The sequence below is a fragment of the Rhodococcus sp. P4_C10 genome, from assembly GCF_056402135.1.
In genome coordinates, this window is record NZ_JBFUHZ010000029.1 from 38,344 (window position 1) to 58,977 (window position 20,634).

Here is a 20,634-nt window from a genome sequence, read left to right on the forward strand (position 1 = left end):
CAGCGAGCCGGCAGTGCGCACCAAAACAGTCACCTGGGTACCGAGACGACCTCGCGGGACTGCTCGCCGGTCCAGCCCGCGGATCTCCTCGCGGGCAGCGTCGCCGCGCACACCAGCGCGCCGAGGGCAGCGATCAACGCGGCGACCAGCAGGGCCTGTTGCAGGCCGACGACGAACTCGGTCGGCGACCCTCCCGGCAGCATCGACTGGGCGGGCAGGAAGATGCCGAGGCCGGCGACGCCGACCGCGATGCCGGTCTGCCGGAACGCGTCGTTGATGCCCGCGGCCAGCCCCGAGTGGTGTGCGGTCCCCTCGCCGAGCACGAGGCCGCTCATCACCGGATTGAACACTCCGGCGCCGACGCAGCTCACCACGAACCCGGGCAGGATCGCGTACGGCGAACTCGACACGTCGACGACGGTCATCATCAGCAGGCCGACGGCCACCAGCAGCAGCGAGCCCGTCAACAGGACGGACACCGGGACACGTCCGTCGAGCTTGGCCGTGGCGCCCGCGACGACGAACATGGCGACCGTCGCGGGCAGGTACACCAACCCCGCCTCGACGGGCGAGAGGTGAAGCACGTTCTGCAGGTAGAGGGTGGTGTAGACGAACACCGCGAACAGGGAGGCGGAAATCGCGAACGCCGCGACCTGAGCTCCCGCGAACGCCCGGTTGGCAAGCAGGTGCGGCGGCAGCATGGGTGCGCTGGTGCGAATTTCGTGTCCGACGAACGTGATCAGCGCGGCCGCGGCGACCACCAGCGCGACGACCGGTTGCACGTCGGTCCAGCCGGTTTCGTTGCCGCGCAGCAGCCCGAAGACAAGTGCCGCCAGCCCGGTGGAGATCAGGATCTGCCCGATCACGTCGGCACCCCGCGGATTCGGGTCACGCGACTCGGGCACCCACCTCGCGGTCACCGCCAGCGTGACGAGTCCGATCGGAACGTTGACCAGAAAGATTGCTCGCCACGACAACATCTCGGTCAGCAACCCGCCGATGAGTGGGCCGACGGCGAACGCGCCGCCGATGGTGGCCCCGTACGCGGCCAGGGCGCCCGCCCGCGCGGGCCCCTCGTCGAACACGTCTGCCAACAGGGCCAGCGAGCAGGCGAAGAGAACGGCACCGCCGACACCCTGCACGGCCCGCGCCACGTCGAGGACCCAGATGTTCGGTGCCAGCGCGCACAGCAGGGAGGCAACGGTGAACAACACGATCCCGAGTTGGAACACATGGCGGCGGCCGCGCCGATCCGCCCAGGAGCCCGCGCTGAGGACCACGGTGGCCAACGCCAGGGTGTACGCGTCCACGACCCACTGGAGTCCGCTGACACCGGCCTCGAGGTCAGCTGCGATCGACGGCAGGGCCGTGTTGACGACCGCGATGTCGAGCATCAACATGGCGGTGGTCACGCACACCACCGTCAGCGTCGCTCGACGCGTGGCCGCGCTCTTCGGAATGGTCTCGACTGTCATCGTCCGTCCTAGCGTTTCGAAGGGAAGGGACGAGGCGCGTCCCACCGAAACCCTGCGCGTGCACGCTTGGCGGAAGTCGGGCGAAACTCTTGGAATCGCGGCGGCTGAGGCGGCCGCCACATGTCACCGGGCTCGGCTGGACGCTCGCCGACGCCCGGCGCTAGCGTCGACGTGTGGGCACCAAGAGCAGGGACGACATCACCAAGGACACGACGCTGTGCATGTCGCTGTCCGCTCGACCGTCGAACATCGGCACGAGGTTCCACAACTACCTCTACGACGAACTCGGCCTGGACTTCGTCTACAAGGCGTTCACCACCACCGACCTGCCGAGCGCGATCGCCGGGATCCGCGCGCTCGGGATCCGGGGTTGCGGGGTGTCGATGCCGTTCAAGGAGGCGAGCATCGAACACGTCGACGTCATGCACCCGTCGGCCTCCGCGATCTCCTCCGTGAACACCATCGTCAACGAAGCCGGCACGCTGCACGCCTACAACACCGACTACGAGGCCGTGGCCACGCTGCTGACCGAGCGTGCGATCTCGACCGATTTCGAGGTCGCCGTCGCGGGCAGCGGCGGAATGGCGAAGGCGGTCGTCGCGGCACTGCGCGACAGTGGCTTCACCGCGGTGACGGTCGTCGCCCGGAACGAGGAGACCGGGCGCGGCCTCGCCGGGCAGTACGGCTTCCGCTGGCGCCACGAACTCGGCGAGTTGCGGCCGCAGCTGCTGGTCAACGCCACACCGGTCGGGATGGCGGGCGGACCGGGCGGCGAGTCCGCGGCCATGCCGTTCGAGGCCGCCGCGATCGAGGCGTCGCGGTCCGTGTTCGACGTGGTCGCCATGCCGCCGGACACCCCGCTCATCCGTGCCGCCACGGCCGCCGGCAAGCAGACCGTCACCGGCGCCGAGGTGATCGCGCTGCAGGCGGCCGCCCAGTTCCGGCTCTACACGGGGGTCACCCCCACCGCGGACCAGGTGCGCCGGGCGTCCGAGTACTCGAGGAGCTGAAGTCTCGAGACGCTGACGCACCCGAGATGCTGAAGTACCCGGGATGCCGGCTCAGGTCGGTTTGTGCGCCAGCACCCGAAAGACGATGCCGCCCCGGCCCGTTCGGCTGACCTCGTCGACCACGAACCCCGCCGACTCGAGGTAGCCGACCGGTTCGCGGGTCAGGTGGTCCGCGCCGAACCGGACCGAGAGCGGCTCGACCATCCGCATCAGCGCGCGCACCACGCCCGTGGTCGACGGCCCGTGCTCGGCGAGCACCACCCGGCCGCCCGGCACGAGCACCCGAAAGGCCTCCGCGCTCGCCGCGGCCGGGTCCGGGATCGTGCAGAAGGTGAACGTCGAGAGCACCGTGTCCACGGACCCGTCCGGCACCTCCAGCGCCTGCACGTCGCCGCGGCGGACCTCGGCCCGGTCGATCCCGTTGTCGTCGACGCGGGCCCGGGCTACGTCCAGCATGCCCTCGGACAGGTCCAACCCGAGCACGTGCGAGACCCCCGGCCCGTACAGCGGCAGGTTCAGCCCGGTCCCGACCGCCAGTTCCAGCACCCGGCCCCGGGCCTGCGCGACTGCCCACTCCCGGGCGGGTCCGAGGACGAACCGTTCGAAGTACCCGATCTGCCGGTCGTAGTTGCCCGACATCGCGTCGAACACCTTCTCGACCTTCGCATTTCCGGGTTCACGCATCGCGGTCTCCGGCCGGCGTGAGCCCGGTGGCCGCCGGGCGGGCGGGGTCGGCCGACCACTGCGACCAGGACCCCGGGTACAGCGCCGCCTCGATCCCGGCCAGTGCGAGCGCGGCGATCTGGTGCGCGGCGGTCACCCCGGACCCGCAGTAGACCGCGGTCGGCGTCGACGCGTCCACCCCGAGCTCGGCGTACCGTCGCCGCAACTCCTCCTCGCCGGCGAATCTGCCCGACCCGTCCAGGTTCTCGGAGGTCGGCGCGCTCACCGCGCCCGGGATGTGCCCGGCCCGCGGATCCACCGGCTCCGTCTCGCCGCGGTACCGCTCGCCGGCGCGGGCGTCGAGCAGCACCCCGGACGCCGACCAGGTGGCCGCCTGCCCGATGTCGACGGTCGGCAGGTGTCCGGCCGACAGCGTCACGTCGCCGGCGGCGGGCGGCGCGCCCGGCCCGGACTCCACCACGAATCCGGCACCGGTCCACGCGGCCAGTCCGCCGTCGAGCAGTCGCACGTCGGCCACCCCGGCCCAGCGCAGCAACCACCACGCGCGTGCGGCCGCGGTGTTGCCGGTGTCGTCGTAGACCACCACCGGGTCGCCCGCCGAGATGCCCCACCGCCGCGCGCCGGCCTGCAGGTCCGCCACGTCGGGCAGTGGGTGCCGCCCCCGCCCGGCCGAGGCCGGCGCCGCGAGCTCGGTCTCGAGGTCCACGAAGACCGCCCCCGGCAGATGCGCGGTCTCGAAGTGGCGGCGGCCGTGCGGGTCGCCGAGTGCCCAGCGGACGTCGAGCAGCACCGGTGGCCTCCCCGACGCGGCGCCGCCCGAATCGATCTGCGCCGCCAGCTCTTCCGCGGTGACCAGCACCGTCGACCCGCCGGACCGCAGTTCGTCGCGCAGCAGGTCCGCCACCTCGTCGCTGAATGCGACGAAGGTGACGTCCTGCACGTCCGTCCGGGCCTGACGCACCGCGGTCACCGCCTGGTGCACGGCGTCGACCCGAGGCCAGCCGTACACGCCGGCGGAGATCAGCGGGAAGGCGACGGTCCGGGCGCCCACCTCGTCGGCGACCGCCAGGCTGCGGGTGTACGCCGAGCGGAGCACCGGCGAGCGGTCCTCGGTCTCGAGATACACCGGGCCGACCGTGTGAATCACCCAGCGGGCGGGCAGATCCCCGGCCCCGGTCGCCACCGCGTCCCCGGCGGGCAGCCCGTGCGGCAGCGTGCTCGCGCGCAGCCGCCGACAGTCGGCGAGAATATCCGGTCCGCCGGCCCGGTGGATCGCGCCGTCGACGCCGCCGCCGCCGAGCAGACTCGAGTTCGCCGCGTTGACGATCGCGTCGGCGGGGAATCGGGTGATGTCACCTCGAACCACGTGGAGTTCCACCATCGATTCACCGTACGCCCGAGAACGGCATTCTCGGCCCCGCTGGTCGTGACGGGCCTGGTCGGGTAGAACGAATGCAGCACTACGACAACTCATCGAACGCCCGAACGAGCGAAGGAGTGGTCATGCTCTCACTGGGAATCTTCAGCTGGATCATCCTCGGCGGCCTGGCCGGCTGGATCGGCAGCAAGATCATGGGTACCGACGAACAGCAGGGCATCATCGCCAACATCGTCGTCGGCATCATCGGCGGCCTGGCCGGCGGCTTCCTGCTGAACCTCTTCGGCGTCGACGTCAAGGGCGGCGGGCTCATCTTCAGCTTCCTCACCTGCCTGCTCGGCGCGGTGATCCTGCTGTTCGTCGTCAAGAAGGTCAGGAGCTGACGTAGCGTCCCGCTGCGCCCGCCCACGCGGCTTCCGGGGAGGGCGGGCGTAGCCACGCGTGGGCAGGCGTGGGCATTCGCGCGGCCGGCCACCACCGCTGCGAGAGACAATGACCGCCATGCCCGACGCCGTCACCCCCGAACAACCCGCGCCCGCCGCACCGACCGGCACCCCTCCGGCCGACGTCGGGATCGCGCACCCGATCAGCGCCGGCGTGGTCACCGCCCTCGTCGGGTTCACCAGTTCGTTCGCCGTGGTCCTGACCGGCCTGCGCGCGGTCGGCGCCAGCCCGTCGCAGGCCGCGTCCGGCCTGATGGCGCTGTGCGTCACGCAGGCGGTCGGGATGCTGTGGCTCTCCCGGCGCTACCGGATGCCCCTCACCCTGGCCTGGTCGACACCCGGCGCCGCGCTGCTCGCGGGCACCGGGATGGTCGCCGGCGGCTGGCCCGCCGCGGTCGGCGCCTTCGTCGTGGTGGGTCTGGCCGTGGTGCTCACCGGGCTGTGGCCCCGGCTGAGCCGGCTGATCGCCGCGATCCCGACGCCGCTCGCGCAGGCCATGCTCGCCGGGGTGCTGCTGCCGCTGTGCCTCGCGCCGATCACCGCCTTCCGGGACTCCCCCGCCGCCGTGGCGCCGGTGGTGCTGACCTGGCTTGTGCTGCAGCGGTTCTCCAGACGCTGGGCGGTCCCGGCCGCGTTCGGCGTGGCCGCGGTGGTGATCGGTGTGTACCTGGCCACCGGGGACACCGCGCTCGACACCGCCACGCTGATGCCGACGCTCGACCTCACCGTCCCGCACTGGACCGGGCAGGCGATGATCGGCATCGCGGTCCCGCTCTACATCGTGACGATGGCGTCACAGAACATCCCGGGCACCGCGGTGATGGGCGCGTTCGGCTACCGGGTGCCGTGGCGGGCCGCGATGGCGGTCACCGGCATCGGCACCGTGGTGGGCGCCCCGGCCGGCGGGCACGCGATCAACCTGGCCGCGATCAGCGCCGCGCTGGCGGCCGGGCCCACCGCGCACCCCGACCCCAAGCGCCGCTGGGTCGCGGCGTTCACCGCCGGCTGCGCCTACCTGGTGCTGGCGTTGTGCTCGGCGGCGCTGGCCGCGCTGGTGGTGGTGGCGCCGGCGGGGGTGGTGGAGACGGTGGCCGGGCTGGCCCTGCTCGCGACGCTCGGCGGCTCGCTGGTCGCCGCTCTCGCCGACGAGTCGGACCGCGAGTCCGCGGTGCTCACCTTCCTGATCGCGGCGTCGGGCGTCAGCATCCTCGGCATCGGGTCGGCGTTCTGGGCACTGCTCGCGGGCCTGGCGATCCGGCTGGTGTTGCGCGCCCGGCCGTTTCGGAAGTCCCCGTCACCCTCGGCCGAACAAGCACCCGACGCGCCCACCCCGCCGCCGCCGGACTGGTCCGTCCGCGGTAGCAGCAGGTGAGACGCCGAACGCCCCGCGCTCGTGCGCGGGGCGTTCGGGACGAGCCCCCGCCGAACAGGGCGGCGATCGTCGCGATGATTTCTTCCATGCGGTTCTCCTTGATCGTGTTCACGTCGTTCGCCGAGGGCGACCCCACGAGGAGTCTGCACTGCCCCACACACCGGTGTACCTGCTTTGGACGAACCCCGTCGCGTGTGGCGAACCGCCGCGAAACAGGGACCGTTCACCCGCGCAACTACCGCAGGCCGGCCTCCGCCGCGACGATCGTCGCCCGGGTCACGATGTCGTCGATGATCTTGGTCGACGGACCGCCCACCGCGGCGGTGTTTCTCGGATCCTCCATCGTGCGGCGCAGCACCCCCTCCGCGATGATCGCGAGCTTCCACAGCGCCAGCGCGTGCCAGAAGCCGAGCGCGGCCGGGTCCCGGTGGGTCTCGTCGAAGTAGGCCTGCGCCAGTTCCGCCCGGGTCGGGAAGCCTGCGAGCGTGGACGCGATGAACGGTCCGGTCACCACGTCACCGGCCTCCGACCAGTAGGCCAGCAGCGCGCCGACGTCGGCCAGCGGGTCACCGAGCGTGCACAGTTCCCAGTCCACCACCGCGACCACCCGACCGTCCTCGCGTGAGGTGATCACGTTGCTGAGGTGGAAGTCGCCGTGCACCAGGGTCAGTTCCCGCTGGTCGGGGATCGAGCGGGCGAGCACCCCGGCCAGTTCGTCGACCTCGGGCACGTCGCGGGTCTTGGACTGCTCCCACTGTCCGGACCACCGTTTGAGCTGCCGCTCGGCGTACGGCGAATGGCTCGCCAGGTCCTCGAGGCCGGCCAGTTCGAGGTCGACGCCGTGGATGCTGGCCAGCGCGGCGGGCATCGACAGGCCGGTGGCGCGGCGCCGCTCCGGAGTGAGCGCTTTGGCCACCCCGATGCTGTCGATCACCACCCCGTCGACGTAGCTCATCAGCATCAACGGCGCGTCGGTGACGGCCGGGTCCTCGGTCAACGCAAGCACTTTGGGGACCGGTACGCCGGTACCCTGCAGCGCGGAGAGGATCCGGTACTCGCGGGCGACGTCGTGCGCCGATGCCAGCAGGTGTCCGAGCGGCGGCCGGCGCAGCACCCACTGCGCGCCGCCCGAGTCGTCCACCTGGAAGGTCAGGTTCGACTGGCCGTTCCCGATCCGGGTGAAGGTCAACGGCGCGACCGCGCCGACCCCCAGGTCGGCGATCCACGCGGACACCGCCTCCTCGTCGAGCCCCACTGCGTTGCTCATCCGCGTGCTCCCTTCGTTGTGTCGACCTGTGCTGCCGCCTTCGCCGCCTCGGCGTCGAGCCGGTACGGCCGCAACTCCTGGCGGGCAATCGTTCTCTTGTGCACCTCGTCCGGGCCGTCCGCGAGCCGCAGCGTCCGCAGGTGCGCGTACGCCGACGCCAGCGGGAAGTCGTCGGACACCCCGCCGCCGCCGTGCACCTGGATCGCGCGGTCGACGATCTTCAGCGCCATCTGCGGGGCCGCCACCTTGATCGCCGCGATCTCGGTGCGGGCCTCCTTGTTGCCGACGGTGTCCATCAGCCAGGCGGCCTTGAGCGTGAGCAGTCGGACCATCTCGATCTCGATGCGCGCCTCGGCAATCCAGTCCTGGATGTTCGCGCGCTCGCTGAGCGTTCGGCCGAACGTCACCCGGGTCGAGGCGCGCAGGCACATCAGTTCCAGTGCCCGCTCGGCCATTCCGATCGCCCGCATGCAGTGGTGGATCCGGCCGGGTCCGAGCCGCGCCTGGCTGATCATGAAGCCGGCGCCGGGGCCGGCCAGCACGTCGGCATCGGGCACCCGCACGTTCTCGAACAGCACCTCGGCGTGACCCTCGCGGTCCTGGTAGCCGAACACCGGCAGCCCCCGCACCACCGTGACTCCCGGGGCGTCGATGGGCACCACCATCATCGACTGCTGGCTGTAGACGGGGCCGCCGGGATCGGTCTTGCCCATCACGATGAGCACCTTGCAGTTGGCGTGCAACGCATTCGAGGTCCACCACTTGCGCCCGTTGAGGACCCACCCGTCGCCGTCGTGATCCATCGTCATCGCGATGTTCGTGGCGTCCGAACTGGCGACGTCGGGCTCGGTCATCGCGAACGCCGACCGGATGGTGCCGTCGAGCAGCGGGACGAGCCACCGCTGCTTGTGCTCGTCGGTGCCGAAGAGGGTGAGCACCTCCATGTTTCCGGTGTCCGGCGCACTGCAGTTGCACGCCTCCGACGCCAGGTGGCTGCGGCCCATGATCTCCGCGAGCGGGGCGTACTCGGAGTTGGTCAGGCCCGGGCCCCACTCCGGATGCGGGTGGAAGAGGTTCCACAGCCCGCGCCGGCGGGCCTCGACCTTGAGCTCCTCGAGGATCGGCGGCTGGAAGTGCGGATCGCCCGCCGCGCGCATCTGTCCGTCGTAGACGGCCTCCGCCGGGTAGACGTGCTCGTCCATGAAGGCGAGCAGTCGTTCCCGATAGTCCTGGCAGCGCTCGGTCGGTGCGAAGTCCATCAGCGATCATCCTCTCCGCAAGCACAGTGCGACGAGCCCCGACGACAGTCGTCTGTCGATGGTAGGCCGACCGCGTGCGGTACGCGGCCGGAAGCAACGAAACCGTGCCGGTCGTCGCGACCCGGGTCAGGATGGGTGCATGGCCGTCCCGACCACGCGTCGGCACCCGCGGGTGCCACACCCGCCTCACCGTATCCCGTTGCTGGGCGACGTGATCGGCGTCAGCATCACGAAACCGACACAGAACGCGATGACGTATGCGCGCCGGCTCGGGCCGATCTACGAGCGGCGGGTGCTCGGCTACACGTTCACCTTCGTCTCGGGCGCCGAGCTGGCCGCCGAACTCAACGACGAGAAGCGTTTTCGCAAGCAGCTCGGGGTGGCGCTCGAGGCGCTGCGCCCGATCGGCCACGACGGCCTGTTCACCGCCCACAACGACGAACCGAACTGGTCGACCGCCCACAACGTGCTGCTGCCCGGGTTCACCCAGTCCGCGATGCGCGGCTACCACCAGACGATGCTGGACACTGTGCGCGAACTGACCGGGCACTGGGACCACCACTGCGACGACGGCACCTGGGTGGCGGTCACGCCAGACATGAACAAGGTGACGCTCGAGACCATCGGCCGCGCCGGATTCGGCTACGAGTTCGGTTCGTTCAGCAGCGAGGAGCAGCACCCGTTCGTGGCGGCGATGCTCCGCGCGCTGAGCTTCGCGCAGCGCTCCACCTTCAAGATCCCCGTGCCGCTGCTCGGCGGTGCGCTCACCCGCCGCACCGCGCAGCAGAACCGCGCCGACCTCGCGTACCTGGCGGAGGTCGTGGACGAGGTGATCGCGTCACGCCGTGCGAACCCCCACGAGCGGCGCGACGACCTGCTCGAGCTGATGCTCACCAGTACCGATCCCGAGTCCGGGCGGCGCCTCGACGAGGTCAACATCCGCAACCAGGTGATCACCTTCCTGATCGCCGGGCACGAAACATCATCGGGCGCATTGTCGTTCGCGCTGTACTACCTCGCCAACCACCCGGAGGTCGCGGACCGGGCACGCGCCGAGATCTACCGGGCCTGGCCGGCGGGTGCCGAACCCGCCCCCTCCTTCGAACAGGTCGCAAAGCTCCGGTACCTGCGACACGTCCTCGACGAGACACTGCGGCTGTGGCCCACCGCGCCCGGCTACATGCGAGAGGCCCGCGAGGACACCCTGCTCGGCGGTCGGTACCCGATGAAGGCGGGCGACGCGGCGTTCGTGCTGTTGCCGCAGGTGCACCGGGACCCCGCGTGGGGTCCCGACGCCGACGCGTTCGACCCCGACCGGTTCCTGCCCGAGCGCGCGCACGCGCGGCCCGGTCACGTCTACAAGCCGTTCGGCACCGGCATCCGCTCCTGCATCGGCCGCCAGTTCGCGCTGCACGAGACCGTCCTGGCGTTGGCGCTGATCCTGCACCGCTACGACCTCGAACCCGAGCCCGGCTACCTGCTCGACGTCGAGGAACTGCTAACCCTCAAGCCGTCCGGGTTCCGGGTCCGGCTGCGACGACGCTGAACCGCTCACCGCGCGAGGGCAGACAAACCGATCGGTCTACGAGACAATGAGGCATGGCGTCTCCCGGCGTCGTCGACACGCGCCAGATTCCGCACCCTCCGCACCGAGTACCGGTGCTGGGCGACCTGCTGAGCGTGGACCCGGCCAGCCCGACCCAGACCATGGCGCGGCACGCCCGCACCCTCGGGCCGATCTTCGAGACAAAGTTCTTCGGCCAGCGCATGGTCGTGGTGTCCGGGCCGGACCTGTACGCGGAGCTCGGCGACGAGAAACGCTTCGGCAAACACGTCGGATTCGGTATCGCCGCCGCCCGCGAATTCCTCGACGACGCGCTGTTCAGCGCCTACACCGACGAGCCGAACTGGTCGCGGGCGCACAACATCCTGATGCCGGCCTTCACCCTGCCCGCGATGAAGAAGTACCACGACACGATGCTCGACACCGTCCGCGAGCTGCTGGCGCACTGGGATCGCCGGCTGCAGTCGGGACCGGTGGACGTGCACACCGACACGAGCAAGCTGACGCTCGAAACCATCGCCCGGATCGGCTTCGGCTACCACTTCGACCCGTTCACCCGCGGCGAGCCAGATCCCTACGCAGCCGCCGTGATGCGGACGTTCGCCTACGTCGGGCGCAGCGCCTACCGGATCCCGGTGGACTGGCTCGAGCGCATCGTCCACCACCGCGCCAACACCCAGATGGACGCCGACGTCGCCTACATCCGCCGGGTCGTCGACGAGGTGATCGCGGCCCGCCGGGCCTCGCCCGAGCCCGCTCCCGACGACCTGCTGGCGCTGATGCTCACCACCGCCGACCCAGCGACCGGCGAGTACCTCGACGACGCGAACGTACGCAACCAGGTGATCACCTTCCTCAACGCCGGGCACGAGACCACCTCCGGCACCCTGTCGTTCGCACTGCACCTGCTCGCCACCCATCCGGAGGCCGCGGCGCAGGCGCGCGCCGAGCTGCACACTCTGTGGCCGGCCGGCACCGACCCGGACCCGGCGTTCGGCGAGATCCACCAGCTGCGGTACTTGCGCCGCGTCGTGGACGAGACGCTGCGGCTGTGGCCCATCGCCCCCGGGTACTTCCGGGAGCCTCGCCGAGACACCCTGCTCGGCGGGCGCTACCCCCTGGCCGCGGGGCAGGCGGTGCTGGCGTTGACCCTGAAGGTGCACCGCGACCCCGCCTGGGGCGCGGACGCTGAGTCCTTCGACCCGGACCGGTTCCGGCCGGAGCGTGCCCGGACCCGCCCCCCGGGCCTCTACAAGCCGTTCGGCACCGGCGTCCGGTCCTGCATCGGCCGCCAGCTGGCGTTGCACGAGACGGTGCTGGCGCTCGCGCTGATCCTGCACCGCTACGACCTGGTGCCCGAGCCCGGGTACACGCTCGAGGTGGCCGAGGAGCTCACCCTCAAACCCGCGAACCTGCGGCTCGGACTGGTTCGCCGCTGACGCTCGGCCGTGTCGCCTTGACCCTGCCCGCATCCCCAGTAGCCTCGGACGGCGGGCGTAATTCATACGCCAGCTGAAAGTTTTGTGACAGCCAGGGAGAGTCAGTGGACGTCGTTGCCATCGTTTGCGCGGTCGTTCTTGCGATCGGCGCCCTCGGCGCGGCCGTCCCCAAGGTCCGGCTGCGCGGGACCGCCTGGACCGCCCTGCGTGACCGCGGTCTGACCGCCAACCAGGTCCGCACGATCGGGGCCGCAGAGATCGCCGGTTCGGTCGCCGTGCTGGTCGGGCTGTTCTGGTGGCCGCTGGGCGTCGTCGCGGCGGCGGCACTGCTGCTGCTGATGCTCGGCGCGACCGCCTTTCACGTCAAGTACGGCGACTTCGGCAACCCCGACATGCGCGGTCCCGCGCTGTACCCGGCCGGCCTCGCGGTCCTCGCGGTGGTCGTGATCGTCGCGCTGCTCCTCGCGAACTAGGGCACGCCACTCACCCGCTTGCGCCGCCCGCCCAAAGGGGGATGCTGAGAGTAGGACTCCAACAACGTCGGACGCGGCCCCACAAGGGCCTCCCGACGTAGGCACCAGGAGGTCAACCATGACCGACAAGATCGCCTACCCGGTCCAGCTCGTCCAACCCGACGGACGACGCGTGCACCGGGCCGCCTACTCCGAGCTCGTCGCCGACGTCGGCACCGCGGAGCTGCGCGCACTGTACGAGGACATGGTGGTGGTCCGACGCGTCGACGGCGAGGCGACGGCGCTGCAACGCCAGGGCCAGCTCGGCATCTGGGTGCCGAGCCTGGGGCAGGAGGCCGCGCAGGTCGGCTCGGCCCACGCGCTGGCCCCCGACGACTACGTCTTCACCAGCTACCGCGAGCACGGCGTCGCCTACTGCCGCGGCGTCGAGCCGGCGCAGTGGCCGCGGCTCTGGCGCGGCGTGGCGCTGTCCTGCTGGGACCCCGACGAGCTGGGCCTGACCAACCCGGCGATCGTCGTCGGCGCCCAGGGACTGCACGCCACCGGCTACGCGATGGGCGCGCACTTCGACGGCGCCGAGATCGCGACCTTCGCCTACTTCGGCGACGGCGCCACCAGCCAGGGCGACCTGTCCGAGGCGCTCGGCTTCGCCGCCACGTTCAACGCCGGCGTGGTCTTCTTCTGCCAGAACAACCACTGGGCGATCAGCGAACCGGTGACGCTGCAGAGCCCGTTCCCGTTGGTGCAGCGCGCATCCGGCTTCGGCATCCCCGGGATCCGGGTGGACGGCAACGACGCGCTGGCCGTCCTGGCCGTCACCCGCAGCGCCGCCCGCCGGGCCCGTGAGGGCAGCGGGCCGACGTTCGTCGAGGCCGTCACCTACCGGATGGGCCCGCACACCACGTCCGACGACCCGACGCGGTACCGGACCGGCGCCGAACTGGAGATGTGGCGGGCGCGTGACCCCATCGACCGGCTGCACCGGCTGCTCGAACGCGAGGACGGCCTCGATGCCGAGTTCCTGGCCGGGGTGAATGCGAAGGCCGAGGACACCGCCGCCGCGTTCCGGGCGGCGACGCTGACCCTGCCCGATCCCGACCCGATGCAGCTCTTCGAGCACGTCTACACACAGGACCACCCGCTGATCGACGAGGAACGCGAACAGTTCGCCCACTACCTCGGCACGCTGTCCGTTCCCGAAACACTGTCGGAGGCCCGGTCATGACCACGATGACGCTCAGCGGCGCCCTGAACGCCGGGCTGCGGCGGGCCCTGGAACAGGACCCGAAGGTGGTGCTGATGGGTGAGGACATCGGCCAGCTCGGCGGTGTCTTCCGGATCACCGACACCCTGCAGAAGGACTTCGGCGGCAACCGGGTCATCGACACCCCGCTGGCCGAGTCCGGGATCGTGGGCACCGCTTTCGGGATGGCGCTGCGCGGCTACCGCCCGGTCTGCGAGATCCAGTTCGACGGGTTCGTCTACCCCGCCTTCGACCAGATCGTCTCGCAGGTCGCGAAGATCCACTACCGCACCCAGGGCAGCGTGCGGGCACCGCTGACCATCCGGGTGCCCTACGGCGGCGGAATCGGTGCGGTCGAACACCACTCGGAGTCGCCGGAGGCCTACTTCGCGCACACCGCGGGGCTGCGACTGGTCAGTCCCTCCAACCCGAACGACGCCTACTGGATGATCCAGCAGGCCATCGCCTCCGACGACCCGGTGCTCTTCTTCGAGCCCAAGCGCCGGTACTGGGACCGCGGCGAGATGGACACCGACGCGCCTCCCGCTCTCGACCTGCACCGGGCCCGAGTCGCGGCGGCGGGCACCGACGCCACCGTGGTGGCCTACGGGTCGGTGGTGCCGACCGCGCTGGCCGCGGCGAGAGTGGCCGAGCAGGAGGGTCATTCGATCGAGGTCATCGACCTGCGTTCGCTCTCCCCCGTCGACTTCGACGCCGTCGAGGCGTCGGTCCGCAAGACGGGCCGACTGGTGGTCGCGCACGAGGCGCCGGTGTTCCTCGGCCTCGGTGCGGAGATCGCCGCCCGAATCTCGGAACGCTGCTTCTACCAGCTCGAGGCGCCGGTGCTGCGGGTCGGCGGGTTCGCCACCCCGTACCCACCGGCGAAGCTCGAGAAGTACTTCCTGCCCGACCCGGACCGCATCCTCGACGCGGTCGACAAGACGCTCGCCGCCTGAGGGGGTCTGCCGTGGCCGACCGCAGCCCGCAGCCCCTGCACGAGTTCCGACTGCCCGACCTCGGCGAGGGTCTGACCGAGGCGGAGCTCGTCTCCTGGTCGGTCGCGGTGGGCGACGCCGTCGCGCTCAACCAGGTGATCGTGCAGGTGGAGACGGCCAAGGCGGTGGTGGAGCTGCCGTCCCCGTACGCCGGCACCGTCCTGGCGCTGCTCGCCGAGCCCGGCGCCACCGTCGCGGTGGGGGCGCCGCTGATCCGCATCGGCGAGCCGGGCGCGGGTCCTGCGGAGGGTTCCGGGCCTGACCCGGACGCGTCCGGATCCGGGTCGGTGCTGGTCGGGTACGGCCCCACCGCGGCCGCGCCCAGCCGGCGCCGGACCCCGGGTGCCGCCGCTCCCCCCACGCCCGGCAGCGCTGCGTCCGCGCCGGTCCGGCCCGACGCCAAGCCGTCGGCGCGCAAGCTCGCCCGCGAACTCGGCGTCGACCTGAGCGCGGTGCCCGGCTCCGGGGCGGGCGGCGCGATCACCACCGGCGACGTCCGGGCCTGCCACGACGCCGCCGAGCCGACCGCACCGCCCACCGACGCGACCGCCCCGCGCGAGACCCGCACGCCCATCCGCGGCGTCCGCAAGCAGACCGCCGACGCCGTCGTGCGCAGCGCGTTCACCGCCCCGCACGTCACCGAGTTCCTCACCGTCGACGTCACCGCCTCGATGGACCTGCTCGCGACGCTCCGGGCCACGCCCGCGTACGCCGGGCTCAAGCTCACCCCGCTGGCGCTGGTGGCGAGGGTCCTGGTGGCGATGCTGCGCGCGCACCCGGCCCTGAACTCGAGCTGGGACGAGGAGCACCAGGAGATCGTCACCCGGCACTACGTGAACCTCGGCATTGCCGCCGCCACCCCGCGCGGCCTGCTCGTCCCGACGATCCGGGATGCGCACCTGATGGGCCTGCTGGAGCTGACCCGGGCGATCTACGATCTGGCCGAGACCGCCCGGGCGGGACGGGCCACCCCGGCGGACCTGTCCGGTGCCACCGTCTCGATCACCAATGTCGGGGCCTTCGGGGTGGATGCCGGCACCCCGATCCTCGGCCCCGGGCAGGCCGCGATCCTGTGCCTCGGCGCGATCCGGCCACGCCCGTGGGTGGTCGAGGACCGTGTCGTCGTCCGCCAGGTTGTCACCCTGGGTCTCTCGTTCGACCACCGACTGGTCGACGGCGAGCAGGGCTCGCGGTTCCTCGCCGACGTCGGCGCGACGCTCACCGATCCCCTCACTTTGCTCTAGGCGTCTCCGGAGCACCGGGTAGGACGGCGCCGGGCCGTCGGCGCCCGCCAATATCGCCTGCTTGCTGGGCTCCCTCCGGCCAGCCGGGGAGTGGATCGTCGGCCGTGGTGCCGCTACTCGCGCGAGAGCATGGCGGCGGATTCGCGTTCGAGATCGATGTAGGGTTCGCCGCTGACGTCGACGGCCACCCGTTTCAGAGTGCCGCCGGTGAAGGCCCACGGCGCGGTGCCGGGGTAGTCGTCGGTGACGGGTTCGCCGGTGTCGCGGCCGGCGCACAGGCCCTCGCCGGCGAGGCTGAACTTGCCGGGCTGGGTCTTGATCCGGCCCTCGCCGACCTTCCGGTCCCCGTAGAACAGGGTCAGGGTGCCGTGGGCGGTGCCGGGCGGGTCCTCGCCGTCCTTGTCGAACGAGGCCGCCAGGATCAGGTTCTCGCCGGTCGGCAGGTCCTCGGTGGCGCTGATGCGCTGTTCGTCGCTGCCGAGGAAGTTGTACTCGTAGCGCAGGCGGTTGTCCTTGACGTAGAGGGCGTGTCCACCGAACCGGCTGCCGTGCGCGAAGAGCACCCCGGATGCCCCGGGTTCGGGGAGATCGACCAGGGCGCCGATCGAGTAGGAGCGGTTGCGGATGTTGACCGCGACCGACTCGGGGACCTCGGCGCCGCCCGGGCGGTAGACGTAGCGGTTGCGTGGGGGCGCGAGCTGCGGGCGGGGGGTGGTGAGGAGTTCGACCGCAGACCGGTCGTCGAGCGGGAGCGCCTGGTTGGCGCCGGCCTCGTGGAACCACAGGCCGACCAGTTCGGCGAGCCGCCCGGGCTCCTCGGCGGCGAGGTCGTGGAGCTCGGTGCGGTCGACCTGGGTGTGGTAGAGCTCCCAGGTGTCGTCGGGGAACCGGGCCCAGCCGCTGATCGCCGGGTGGGTGGTCACGGCCTTCCAGCCGTCGTGCCAGATGCCGCGGGTGCCGAGCATCGAGTAGAACTGGGTGTGCTTGGCCGTCGGGATGGTGGCCGCGTCGAAGCTGTACCGCATGCTCACGCCCTGCAGCGGGTGCTGGGTGTAGCCCTTGACGGTGTCCGGGAGTTCGATCCCCAGGCAGTCCAGCACGGTCGGGACCACGTCGATGGCGTGGTGGTACTGGTCGCGGTTTTCGCCGCGGGCGGCGATCCCGGCTGGCCAGGAGATGATGCAGGGGTCGGACGTGCCGCCGTTGAACGAGTACCGCTTCCACATCTTGAACGGGGCGTTGAAGCCCATCGCCCACCCGTTCGAGTAGTGGTTGTAGGTCTTGGTGCTGCCGAGTTCGTCGAGCATCTTCAGGTTCTCGGCCAGATCGTCCGGCACGCCGTTGGCGGCCTTGTTCTCGTTGACCGAGCCGTCCGGGCCGCCCTCACCGCTGGCGCCGTTGTCGGAGACCAGCACGATGATGGTGTTCTCGAGCTGCTCGGTGTCCTCGAGGTAGGCGATCAGTCGGCCGATCTGGTGGTCGCAGTGGGAGAGGAACCCCGCATATACCTCGGCCATTCGGGCGAAGAGCCGCTTCTCGTCGGCGGGGAGGGTGTCCCAGGGGCGGGTGAAGTCCATCGGCGGGAACGGTTGCCCGTCGGGGCCGGTGCGCGACTCGGGGGTGCCGATCGGATTGATCGGGGGCAGTTCGGTGTCCTGGGGGATCAGACCGAGTTCCTTCTGCCGGGCCAGGGTGTGCTCGCGCATGGCCTCGTAGCCGTCGTCGAACCGGCCCCGGTAGCGGTCGGCCCATTCCTGGGGCACCTGGTGTGGGGCGTGCGCGCAACCGGGCGTGTAGTAGAGGAAGACCGGCCGGTCCGGGGCGATCGCCTTGACGTCGTCGAGGTACTCGATGGCCTTGTCGGTGATGTCGACGCTGAAGTGGTAGCCCTGCTCCGGGGTGGCCGGTTGCTGCACGGGGTGGTTGTCGTGGACCAGGTCGGGATACCACTGGTTGGTCTCTGCGCCGAGGAAGCCGTAGAAGCGTTCGAAGCCGCGGCCGACGGGCCAGTTGCGTTTGGTGGAGGCGAGGTTCATCTCGTCCTCGGCGCACAGGTGCCACTTGCCGACCATCGCCGTGCTGAAGCCCTGCTCGACCAGGACCTCGGCGAGGGTCGCGCATTCGGGCGGGATGTGCCCGTTCGCGCCGGGGAAACCGACCGCGGCCTCGCTGATACAGGCCATCCCGTTGGTGGTGTGATTGCGGCCGGTCAGCAGGCAGGACCTGGTCGGTGAGCACAGGGCGGTGGTGTGCCACTGGCTGAAACGGAGTCCGTTGGCGGCGATCTTGTCGATGTTCGGTGTCTCGATCGGTCCGCCGTAGCAGCCGAGGGCGCCGAAGCCGACGTCGTCGAGAACGATGTACAGCACGTTCGCTGACCCAGGAGGGGCTTTCGGTTGCTCGTACGGGCCCCAGTCCGGGACGGAGTCGCGTATGTCGAGGTTGACGACACCTCTGAACGGCTTGGCCATTGCCAGCTCCTCATGCCGGGTTTCCCCCTGCCCTCAACTACAGCACCATCACCACGACGCGAACAGGGCTGTTAGCGCCGCTAACGTGCATACGTCCACGGTGTCCACCAAGATCGCCCGGTCGCAGCAGGTATCCCGGTCGGCGATCGGGAGAGGACGAGAAGCAGGGAGATGACCGCGACCGATGCTTCGATCGCGCGCAGAATTGCCCGCCGTCGGCGACGGCGATCCGTTCCGACCAGGCTCCGCGCTCTCACCACGAGGATTGGTCCGGGTGGCCCGATCGAGCACACCACCTCTCCAAATTCGTGGTGATGTCTACCGATCCGTCGAGTCATCGATGGCGATGGGACCGCGCGTGTCGCCCCGCAGTCCAGTCAATAGAGGTCGGTTGATTCCGCCCACCGACCCGCGACAGCTACGGTTGGTCACACACTTCGCCGAGGTCAGGAGCCGCCGTGCCCAAGCTGGAGATCAAGAGGACATCCGAGCTCACCCGGAAGCAGGTTTCCGAGCGCCTCATTGCGCTCGGACGTGCCCTCGCAGGCGACTCCGAGGTCGAGTTGGGCTCGGACGGCGACTCGATCTCGATCGTCGTCGCCGACCGTGTCCAGTGGGAACTCGAGATAGAGGTCGAGGGCGACAAGACCGAGATCGAGATCGAGATCAGCTGGCGCGACGCCCCGACCGACGAGCCGGAGCCCGCGGCCGCGGTCAAGGCAGTCCGGCGCGCGCGCCCGCGCAAGGCCGCCGCCAAGTGACGGTGTCGACACCCACGCGGGCCGATCTCGGCGCCGACTCGCGGGCGGCACGGAGGTAGAACGGACAAGTGCGCCCGACCAGCCCGACGACCACCGAGCCCGTCCGACTCCGCCGGGCCCGAGCCGCGGTCTTCGGCATCTTCGCCGTCAACGGGTTCCTGCTCGCCGCGTGGGTGGTGCACATCCCGTCGATCTCCGACCGGACCGGCATCAGCCACGCCACCCTCGGCTGGCTGCTGCTGGTCCTGGCGGGCGGCGCGCTGATCGGCATGCAGATCGCCGGCCCGCTGGCGGATCGTTGGGGCAGCAGGCGACTGACCGTGTCGGCCGGGCTGCTGATCTCCGCCGCGATGGTCGGGCCGGCACTGGCCACCGACGCCGCTGGGCTGGCGGTGGCGCTGGCCGTGTTCGGCTTCGGCAACGGCGCGCTGGACGTGTCGATGAACTCGCAGGCCGTGCACGCCGAGCGAGCGTACGGACGGCCGATCATGTCGGCGTTCCACGCCCTGTTCTCCGTCGGTGGGGTGGCGGGTTCGCTGCTCGGTGCGGCGACGCTGGCCGCGGGCTGGGCGCCGCTGACGTCGCTCACCAGCGCGGCGGTGATCGGCCTCGTGACCGTCGCGGCGTGCGGGCCGTTGCTGTTGCGGCACGTCGTGCACGAGCACGAGCCCGACCGTCCCGTTGCCGCCGCCCGGCCCGGCTCCCGCACGGTGCTCACCCTCGGCGCGGTCGCGTTCGCGCTGTTCCTCGCGGAGGGCGCGGCCAACGACTGGAGCACCCTGCAGGTCATGGAGCACCTGGGCGCCTCCGACGCGACCGCGGCGCTGGCGTTCGGGGCGTTCGCGGTGATGATGACGGTCGGGCGATTCACTGCGGACCGGGTCAGCGCGGCATTCGGCGCATTCGCCGTGGTCCGCTACGGCACGCTGATCGCGGTCGCCGGGCTGGCGGTGATCATCGGGTCCGGCTGGTTGTGGCTGACGCTGTGCGGCTGGGCGCTGTTCGGGCTCGGCCTGTCCGGCTGCATTCCGCAGATATTCACGGCGGCCGGCAACCTGAGCGAGGGCGCGGCGGGCGTGAACATGTCGAGGGTGGTGGGGATGGGTTACGTCGGCCTGCTCGCCGGACCGGCGCTGCTCGGCTGGCTGACCACGCTGATGCCGCTGACCGCGACCCTGCTGGTGCCGCTCGGGCTCCTTCTGCTCGCGTCCCGCTACGCCGGGGTGGTCGGTCGCGCCCCCGCACCCAGCACGCCCGACCTCTCTGTCTGAGCGCCCATCTGTCCGAGCGCCCATCTGTCCGAGTACTTCGGCGACTTCGGTCATTTCGACCGCCCCCGCGCCGAGCTGCTTGTACGTTCGGGCCGCGCACCGACAATTCACCGAGCAAGGGAGAGCCACCGCATGGGCAGCCTCGACGACTTCGATCCCGTCGCCATGGTGATCGCGATGATCACCACCGCCCTCATCCCGACCGGCAGCGTGATCACCTAGACGCCGTCACAGGCCCACGAAACGACCGCAGGCGTCCTTCCCCCGATCGATTCGGGGGAAGGA

General features: G+C 70.9%; 17 protein-coding genes and 1 pseudogene. 11 read left to right on the forward strand and 7 right to left on the reverse strand.

The features are described from left to right. Window positions 1-29: 29 nt before the first annotated feature. Window positions 30-1,475: an MFS transporter gene (locus AC1DWC_RS18770; protein WP_477910415.1), complete on the reverse strand. Its 1,446-nt coding sequence runs from the start codon at window positions 1,473-1,475 to the stop codon at window positions 30-32. 173 nt (window positions 1,476-1,648) lie between these two features. On the opposite strand from AC1DWC_RS18770, the gene AC1DWC_RS18775 reads away from it, so the two are divergent. Beyond that, window positions 1,649-2,485, forward strand: coding sequence for a shikimate 5-dehydrogenase (locus tag AC1DWC_RS18775; protein ID WP_477910417.1), 837 nt, complete (start codon window positions 1,649-1,651; stop codon window positions 2,483-2,485). A 51-nt stretch (window positions 2,486-2,536) separates the two neighbouring features. On the opposite strand, the gene AC1DWC_RS18780 is transcribed toward AC1DWC_RS18775, so the two are convergent. From AC1DWC_RS18780 to AC1DWC_RS18790, 3 genes and pseudogenes are all read right to left on the reverse strand, one after another. Beyond that, the gene (locus tag AC1DWC_RS18780) at window positions 2,537-3,169 is read right to left on the reverse strand and encodes a class I SAM-dependent methyltransferase (RefSeq protein WP_477910419.1); all 633 of its coding nucleotides are present in this window, start codon (window positions 3,167-3,169) and stop codon (window positions 2,537-2,539) included. Beyond that, a complete protein-coding gene (locus AC1DWC_RS18785) occupies window positions 3,162-4,025 on the reverse strand; it encodes a sulfurtransferase (RefSeq protein WP_477910451.1) in 864 nt (287 codons plus the stop codon). The genes AC1DWC_RS18780 and AC1DWC_RS18785 overlap by 8 nt, the downstream gene beginning before the upstream one ends. Window positions 4,026-4,055: 30 nt before the next feature. Then, window positions 4,056-4,643 (reverse strand): annotated as a pseudogene (locus tag AC1DWC_RS18790) (O-acetyl-ADP-ribose deacetylase); the annotation flags it as partial. A gap of 29 nt (window positions 4,644-4,672) precedes the next feature. Between AC1DWC_RS18790 and AC1DWC_RS18795 the strand changes: the two are divergent. Then, window positions 4,673-4,930 (forward strand): GlsB/YeaQ/YmgE family stress response membrane protein, encoded by a 258-nt coding sequence (locus AC1DWC_RS18795; RefSeq protein WP_477910421.1) that lies wholly within the window; start codon window positions 4,673-4,675, stop codon window positions 4,928-4,930. A gap of 118 nt (window positions 4,931-5,048) precedes the next feature. Continuing rightward, window positions 5,049-6,362: a benzoate/H(+) symporter BenE family transporter gene (locus tag AC1DWC_RS18800; RefSeq protein ID WP_477910423.1), complete on the forward strand. Its 1,314-nt coding sequence runs from the start codon at window positions 5,049-5,051 to the stop codon at window positions 6,360-6,362. 235 nt (window positions 6,363-6,597) lie between these two features. Here the strand turns inward: AC1DWC_RS18800 and AC1DWC_RS18805 are convergent, their stop codons facing one another. Continuing rightward, window positions 6,598-7,629 carry a phosphotransferase family protein gene (locus AC1DWC_RS18805; RefSeq protein ID WP_477910425.1) on the reverse strand — a complete coding sequence of 344 codons (1,032 nt, stop codon included), beginning with the start codon at window positions 7,627-7,629 and terminating at the stop codon, window positions 6,598-6,600. Next, entirely contained in the window at window positions 7,626-8,888 is a 1,263-nt protein-coding gene (locus AC1DWC_RS18810; protein ID WP_477910427.1) for an acyl-CoA dehydrogenase family protein, read from the reverse strand. The genes AC1DWC_RS18805 and AC1DWC_RS18810 overlap by 4 nt, the downstream gene beginning before the upstream one ends. Window positions 8,889-9,027: 139 nt before the next feature. Here AC1DWC_RS18810 and AC1DWC_RS18815 point away from each other — a divergent pair, with 139 nt between their 5' ends. The 6 genes from AC1DWC_RS18815 (at window position 9,028) to AC1DWC_RS18840 (ending at window position 15,846) form a co-directional block, all read left to right on the forward strand. Next, entirely contained in the window at window positions 9,028-10,434 is a 1,407-nt protein-coding gene (locus AC1DWC_RS18815) for a cytochrome P450 (protein WP_477910429.1), read from the forward strand. Between the two features lie 53 nt (window positions 10,435-10,487). After that, on the forward strand, window positions 10,488-11,891 hold the full coding sequence (locus AC1DWC_RS18820; protein ID WP_477910431.1) for a cytochrome P450: 1,404 nt from the start codon (window positions 10,488-10,490) through the stop codon (window positions 11,889-11,891). Between the two features lie 104 nt (window positions 11,892-11,995). Further along, window positions 11,996-12,364 (forward strand): DoxX family protein, encoded by a 369-nt coding sequence (locus AC1DWC_RS18825; RefSeq protein ID WP_477910433.1) that lies wholly within the window; start codon window positions 11,996-11,998, stop codon window positions 12,362-12,364. A gap of 118 nt (window positions 12,365-12,482) precedes the next feature. Next, window positions 12,483-13,589: a pyruvate dehydrogenase (acetyl-transferring) E1 component subunit alpha gene (gene pdhA, locus AC1DWC_RS18830; protein WP_477910435.1), complete on the forward strand. Its 1,107-nt coding sequence runs from the start codon at window positions 12,483-12,485 to the stop codon at window positions 13,587-13,589. Next, window positions 13,586-14,563: an alpha-ketoacid dehydrogenase subunit beta gene (locus AC1DWC_RS18835; RefSeq protein WP_477910437.1), complete on the forward strand. Its 978-nt coding sequence runs from the start codon at window positions 13,586-13,588 to the stop codon at window positions 14,561-14,563. Before pdhA ends, AC1DWC_RS18835 begins: the two co-directional genes overlap by 4 nt. 11 nt (window positions 14,564-14,574) lie before the next feature. Continuing rightward, window positions 14,575-15,846, forward strand: coding sequence for a dihydrolipoamide acetyltransferase family protein (locus tag AC1DWC_RS18840; RefSeq protein ID WP_477910439.1), 1,272 nt, complete (start codon window positions 14,575-14,577; stop codon window positions 15,844-15,846). Window positions 15,847-15,959: 113 nt separating this feature from the next. Here AC1DWC_RS18840 and AC1DWC_RS18845 read toward each other — a convergent pair whose 3' ends face one another. Further along, the gene (locus AC1DWC_RS18845) at window positions 15,960-18,317 is read right to left on the reverse strand and encodes an arylsulfatase (RefSeq protein ID WP_477910441.1); all 2,358 of its coding nucleotides are present in this window, start codon (window positions 18,315-18,317) and stop codon (window positions 15,960-15,962) included. A 458-nt stretch (window positions 18,318-18,775) separates the two neighbouring features. On the opposite strand from AC1DWC_RS18845, the gene AC1DWC_RS18850 reads away from it, so the two are divergent. Further along, window positions 18,776-19,078, forward strand: coding sequence for an amphi-Trp domain-containing protein (locus AC1DWC_RS18850; protein ID WP_477910443.1), 303 nt, complete (start codon window positions 18,776-18,778; stop codon window positions 19,076-19,078). A 68-nt stretch (window positions 19,079-19,146) separates the two neighbouring features. Continuing rightward, window positions 19,147-20,349: an MFS transporter gene (locus AC1DWC_RS18855; RefSeq protein ID WP_477910445.1), complete on the forward strand. Its 1,203-nt coding sequence runs from the start codon at window positions 19,147-19,149 to the stop codon at window positions 20,347-20,349. Window positions 20,350-20,634 lie beyond the last annotated feature (285 nt).

Bases quoted from the DNA above. Each gene is read 5' to 3' on its own strand.
- AC1DWC_RS18815 (WP_477910429.1), top strand. From the start codon at position 9,028: ATGGCCGTCCCGACCACGCGTCGGCACCCGCGGGTGCCACACCCGCCT.
- AC1DWC_RS18780 (WP_477910419.1), bottom strand. From the start codon at position 3,169: ATGCGTGAACCCGGAAATGCGAAGGTCGAGAAGGTGTTCGACGCGATG.
- pdhA (WP_477910435.1), top strand. From the start codon at position 12,483: ATGACCGACAAGATCGCCTACCCGGTCCAGCTCGTCCAACCCGACGGA.
- AC1DWC_RS18810 (WP_477910427.1), bottom strand. From the start codon at position 8,888: ATGGACTTCGCACCGACCGAGCGCTGCCAGGACTATCGGGAACGACTG.
- AC1DWC_RS18820 (WP_477910431.1), top strand. From the start codon at position 10,488: ATGGCGTCTCCCGGCGTCGTCGACACGCGCCAGATTCCGCACCCTCCG.
- AC1DWC_RS18800 (WP_477910423.1), top strand. From the start codon at position 5,049: ATGCCCGACGCCGTCACCCCCGAACAACCCGCGCCCGCCGCACCGACC.
- AC1DWC_RS18845 (WP_477910441.1), bottom strand. From the start codon at position 18,317: ATGGCCAAGCCGTTCAGAGGTGTCGTCAACCTCGACATACGCGACTCC.
- AC1DWC_RS18835 (WP_477910437.1), top strand. From the start codon at position 13,586: ATGACCACGATGACGCTCAGCGGCGCCCTGAACGCCGGGCTGCGGCGG.
- AC1DWC_RS18795 (WP_477910421.1), top strand. From the start codon at position 4,673: ATGCTCTCACTGGGAATCTTCAGCTGGATCATCCTCGGCGGCCTGGCC.
- AC1DWC_RS18805 (WP_477910425.1), bottom strand. From the start codon at position 7,629: ATGAGCAACGCAGTGGGGCTCGACGAGGAGGCGGTGTCCGCGTGGATC.
- AC1DWC_RS18770 (WP_477910415.1), bottom strand. From the start codon at position 1,475: ATGACAGTCGAGACCATTCCGAAGAGCGCGGCCACGCGTCGAGCGACG.